The 4,511-nt window shown below is 44.3% G+C and carries 7 protein-coding genes and 1 pseudogene; 4 read left to right on the forward strand and 4 right to left on the reverse strand.

Annotation, left to right across the window (positions count from 1 at the left end; genetic code table 11):
• The coding region (locus EWV84_RS11650) for a helix-turn-helix domain-containing protein (RefSeq protein ID WP_155119117.1) at positions 1 to 107 on the reverse strand (107 nt) is incomplete at its 3' end.
• 57 nt (positions 108 to 164) lie between these two features.
• Between EWV84_RS11650 and EWV84_RS11655 the strand changes: the two genes are divergently transcribed.
• Entirely contained in the window at positions 165 to 455 is a 291-nt protein-coding gene (locus EWV84_RS11655) for a shikimate dehydrogenase (RefSeq protein ID WP_416361046.1), read from the forward strand.
• 41 nt (positions 456 to 496) lie between these two features.
• Positions 497 to 952, forward strand: coding sequence for a type II 3-dehydroquinate dehydratase (aroQ, locus tag EWV84_RS11660; RefSeq protein ID WP_287078120.1), 456 nt, complete (start codon positions 497 to 499; stop codon positions 950 to 952).
• A gap of 199 nt (positions 953 to 1,151) precedes the next feature.
• Here the strand turns inward: aroQ and EWV84_RS11665 are convergent, their stop codons facing one another.
• Positions 1,152 to 1,733 carry a hypothetical protein gene (locus EWV84_RS11665; protein ID WP_002797920.1) on the reverse strand — a complete coding sequence of 194 codons (582 nt, stop codon included), beginning with the start codon at positions 1,731 to 1,733 and terminating at the stop codon, positions 1,152 to 1,154.
• A 309-nt stretch (positions 1,734 to 2,042) separates the two neighbouring features.
• On the opposite strand from EWV84_RS11665, the gene pyrH reads away from it, so the two are divergent.
• The gene (gene pyrH / locus EWV84_RS11670) at positions 2,043 to 2,765 is read left to right on the forward strand and encodes a UMP kinase (protein WP_158200398.1); all 723 of its coding nucleotides are present in this window, start codon (positions 2,043 to 2,045) and stop codon (positions 2,763 to 2,765) included.
• 13 nt (positions 2,766 to 2,778) lie between these two features.
• Complete coding sequence (frr, locus tag EWV84_RS11675; protein WP_416361047.1) at positions 2,779 to 3,300, forward strand: ribosome recycling factor; 522 nt, start codon at positions 2,779 to 2,781, stop codon at positions 3,298 to 3,300.
• Between the two features lie 341 nt (positions 3,301 to 3,641).
• Here the strand turns inward: frr and EWV84_RS11680 are convergent, their stop codons facing one another.
• On the reverse strand, positions 3,642 to 3,968 hold the full coding sequence (locus EWV84_RS11680) for a hypothetical protein (RefSeq protein WP_287078121.1): 327 nt from the start codon (positions 3,966 to 3,968) through the stop codon (positions 3,642 to 3,644).
• 56 nt (positions 3,969 to 4,024) lie between these two features.
• Positions 4,025 to 4,390: pseudogene (locus EWV84_RS11685) on the reverse strand (IS4 family transposase); the annotation flags it as partial.
• Between the last annotated feature and the right edge of the window lie 121 nt (positions 4,391 to 4,511).

The raw sequence follows: 4,511 nt of genomic DNA on the forward strand, positions 1-4,511 counted from the left end.
AGATGGAGTGCCTTATTGTAAACTAATCTTACACAGCCCAAAGTGCGCCGCAATAGCGACTCTTGTTCTGGTGTGGGGTAAAATCGGTAAGAATAGGCTTTTTCCATGTCTCACATTCTGGCATATATCGTGTAAATGCGCTAGTATTTAACAGTAAAGCCGTCGTGAAACGACGGGGTTTCAGACCCAAAATTTTCGATGATCGCTTTGACAGAATCGATGAACGATTAAATAAAGTAGAGATAGGATTAGCTACTTTGACCGAGAAAGTTAGAGGGGTGGATAAACGACTCGAAAAGGTGGAAAATGAACAAGCTACCATGATTAAAGCTATTTCCGACCTACAGGGATTCCGAGGTCTAATTCTGCCGATCAACGTCGGTGCGCTCAGTGCTACTATTGGTGCGGTGATTACCGTAGCGGCAAAAATGTTGTTGATCGGCAATAGTCCCTGATCGAGATAAGATTAATTCTCGTGGTGATAGGGAGGACATTTGTGAATAAACTAAGCATTCTGGTTCTGCACGGGCCGAATTTAAACCTATTGGGGAAAAGAGAGCCGAATCTCTACGGTAACGTCAATTTAGAGGCGATTAACCGGTTTTTAAACGAAGAAGCTACCCGTTTAGGGGTGAATTTAACCGCACACCAGTCCAATCAGGAAGGGCAATTAGTGGACTGGATTCAGCAAGCATGGGGTCAGCATGACGGTATTTTGATTAATGCGGGAGCTTATACTCATACCAGTATCGCCATCCGCGACGCACTATTAGGCACAAAAATGGCCTGTGTGGAAGTACACTTAAGCAATATTTACAAACGCGAGTCTTTTCGTCATCATTCCTACATTGCCGATATAGCCATCGGACAGATTAGCGGTTTTGGGGCCGAAAGTTATCGTCTAGGATTATGGGCATTAGTCGATTATTTGCAAAAGAATAGAGAAAGCTAATTAGGGTCTGCTGAATAAATCTAAAAACCTTGTTGGGTAAGACTTTTAGACCTTTTGTCAATCAAAAAGTACTGGATATGGGAGTGATCAGGGGGAAATTTAGGCACTTTTTCCCTGAAAATTAGGTAATTGGCCACCTCAAAACTGTTCAAACCCCACACCCTGCCACCACCGAAAAACTTTTTGCCGCAGACCCTAATTAGGCAAGGGATTCTCCCACTTCTAAGAGGGGACAAAAGGGAAAATAGGGGGAAACCGTCCAACGATAGAATTTTTTGCTGCTGGTGGACTGAAGATTAAAACGCAAGGAAACAAAGGGGAAAAAGGGAGATACGGAACAATTCCAACTGAAAGCCGGCTTAGAAGTGCTATTATCACCCTGGAAAGACCAAGCAGGGTATTGAAAAACCTCCCGGACGAGGGATTTTCCTTCATCGCTAACTTGGGCGCAGCTGCGACTAATGCCCGAAACCAAACAGAGACTATTACTGACACAATTATCATTAGAAGCCACGATCAGGAGATCTTCCCCGGTGGTGGTTAGTTCAAAAGCGATAAAATCTCCAGCTTGCCAACGACTAAGGACTTGTCCCTGGGCATTCTGGTAGATAGCGCTGCAGTTTTCGGGATCGAGAAGACGATTACTATCGGGATCTAAGTAACCGCAAACCTTTCCCATCAGACGAGTTCCATCCTGAAACCCATACACCCAATCAAAGGTATCGATGTTAGCGGCCCCTTGATTGCTTTTGTTGACCAATAGTAATCGATCGCTGACCACGGTTATTAATTCTCTATAAAACTAAGTAGTCGTGCAAAATTAATTTCTTGGTTAGGATAGGCACTCATGCAAAAGGCAAAAGACAAGAGGTAGTGAGATATGTGTAATTAATTTTGACTAGGGACTTAAGCTTCCCTTAATAACAAAGGTATCACTAAATACCAATTTCCCAACGAAAAGATTTATTAAGTTTAACTTCTCGTCCCTCTGGGAGAGTGAACCAGTCAGCTTAAATCAAGGCCAAAACCTGCTATCTTATGGGGAGACAAAAATTATCTAGATCTTGTTTTAGCGAGTGGTAGTAAGGGCATGGCGTACAAGCGGGTATTATTAAAACTGAGTGGGGAGGCCCTGATGGGCAATCTCGGCTATGGGATCGACCCGATGGTGGTTTCCGCTATCGCTCAGGAAATCTCCGAAGTGGTTGACCAAGGCATCCAATTGGCGATCGTGGTCGGTGGGGGCAATATTTTTCGCGGGGTGAAAGCCGCCTCGGCCGGCATGGATCGGGCCACAGCCGATTATATTGGTATGATAGCAACAGTCATGAACGCTATGACCTTGCAGGATGCCCTAGAACGAGCGCAAGTACCGACTAGGGTATTAACGGCGATTGCCATGCAGGAATTGGCTGAACCCTACATCCGCCGGCGAGCAATCCGTCATCTGGAAAAAGGTCGGGTGGTGGTTTTCGGTGCGGGATCGGGTAATCCTTTCTTTACCACCGATACCACGGCGGCCCTGCGCGCTGCCGAAATCGATGCGGAAGTGGTGTTTAAAGCGACGAAAGTGGATGGAGTTTATGATTCCGATCCCTCCCATAACCCTAAGGCGCGACGCTTTCAAAGTCTCACCTACGGTCATGTGCTGACTCATGATCTGCGGGTGATGGACGGAACGGCGATCGCTCTGTGCAAGGAAAATAATATCCCGATAGTCGTTTTCGATCTGTCGGTAGCAGGTAATATTGTTCGCGCTGTCAAAGGTGAACCCGTTGGAACATTGGTAGGAGGATTCTGTGAAGTTAGCTGAAGTTCAAGACCATATGCACAAAACCGTCGAATCAACCCAGAGAGCTTTTAATACGATTCGCACCGGCCGCGCAAATGCTTCTCTTTTAGATCGGATCGTGGTGGAGTATTATGGCATGGAAACTCCCCTCAAGTCCCTAGCGACCATTAGCACTCCCGACGCGACCACGATCGCCATTCAACCCTTCGATCGTACCAGTATGGGGGCGATCGAAAAGGCGATTTCTCTCTCGGACGTGGGTTTAACCCCCAGTAATGACGGTCAGATCATTCGTTTAAATATCCCTCCCCTGACCAGCGATCGCCGCAAGGAATTGGTCAAATTAGCGGCGAAATTGGCCGAAGAAGGAAAGGTGGCTATCCGCAATATTCGCCGGGATGCGATCGATGCTATCCGTAAACAGGAAAAAGGTCACGAAATTTCTGAGGATGAATCGAGGGATTTACAGGATCAAGTGCAGAAATCCACCGATAAATTTATCGCCAAAATCGAGGATTTGTTAACGACAAAAGAAAAAGATATCATGACCGTTTAAGTTTTTTTCTCCTAATGGATAGAACAGGCTTTTTGTCTGTTCTATTTAGGGCCTGCTGAATAAATCTAAAAACCTTGTTGGATAATATCTTTAGGCTTTTTTGAAATCAAAAAGTGCCTTAGCTAGGAGTGGTCGGGGGGAAAATTCCGGGACTTTTTCCCCGAAAATTAGGTAATTGACCCTCTGAAAACGGGTAAAACCCTACACCCTACACCCCACACCCTACCCCCACGAAAAACTTTTTGCCGCAAACCCTATTTAGCTTTTTATCCCTATTTAAAAGGTATAGGGGAGTGATACTAAATCCGTTGAGTATAGGCTACTTTAGTATTAAAATCATCCTAAAAGTGAGTTTGTCCGATATATTTTCGATCAAAAGGGTTGAAACTTGGCCTTTTATTAGTATTAAACCATGCCAAGATATCCGTTAATCTTCCTAATCCTTGAGCTATAAAATAACGATATAATAACAGTTCTTCTCTTTCGCTATTTATCCCTTTACTAATAACAGCAATGATTGACCAAGCTTCTTTTTTATTTTTAACTTCTCGACCGATTATAACAAATTCTTGAGGGTCTAAATTTTGAGGAAAGTAAGGAATTTTTAATAATTCCTCATCAATGGCTTGATAAACCACATCAGGAATCGGCTCTAAGGTACAATTCATAAAGTCTTCTTCGGTGTAATCTTCTACCCACCAAGAAAATTGTCAAGATTGTACTTTTTGCCATTGTACTCAATCTTGTCTGTTGCCCGAATTCTTAAACAGAAAGCCAGCAGCGGTTCAAGCAAAAGATACCTCAGCCACACCTGCCCAATCAACTCACGGTCTCCACACAAGCAACGAATCTCCGCAGAAGGAAAAATCTTCAGCATCTCCTCAATAAAACGCATCCGTTCATCGCTGTTTGAGTTGCCTTTTTTTTCTTCTTGAGCATCCACTCCTAGAATGGGAATAGCTCCCCCTTCAAGGACAATGCCGACTGTGAGGATGTTGTAGTGATGACTACCAAATGACCAATTGGTGCGGTCAATACTCAATACCCAGGGTTGAGGGATATTGAGCCACTGGACTACAATGGGAGCTATTTGACAGCAATTCTCATTTTAAAAAGTAACAAGTGATACAGACAGAAACAAAGCTTTAAGCAAGCTACAAAATGCGCTCCCGCGAGTGCGACTGCATCGCAGAGAAGTGAGTATATAGAGT

Source organism: Microcystis sp. M_QC_C_20170808_M3Col (assembly GCF_007095505.1).
GTDB lineage: Bacteria > Cyanobacteriota > Cyanobacteriia > Cyanobacteriales > Microcystaceae > Microcystis.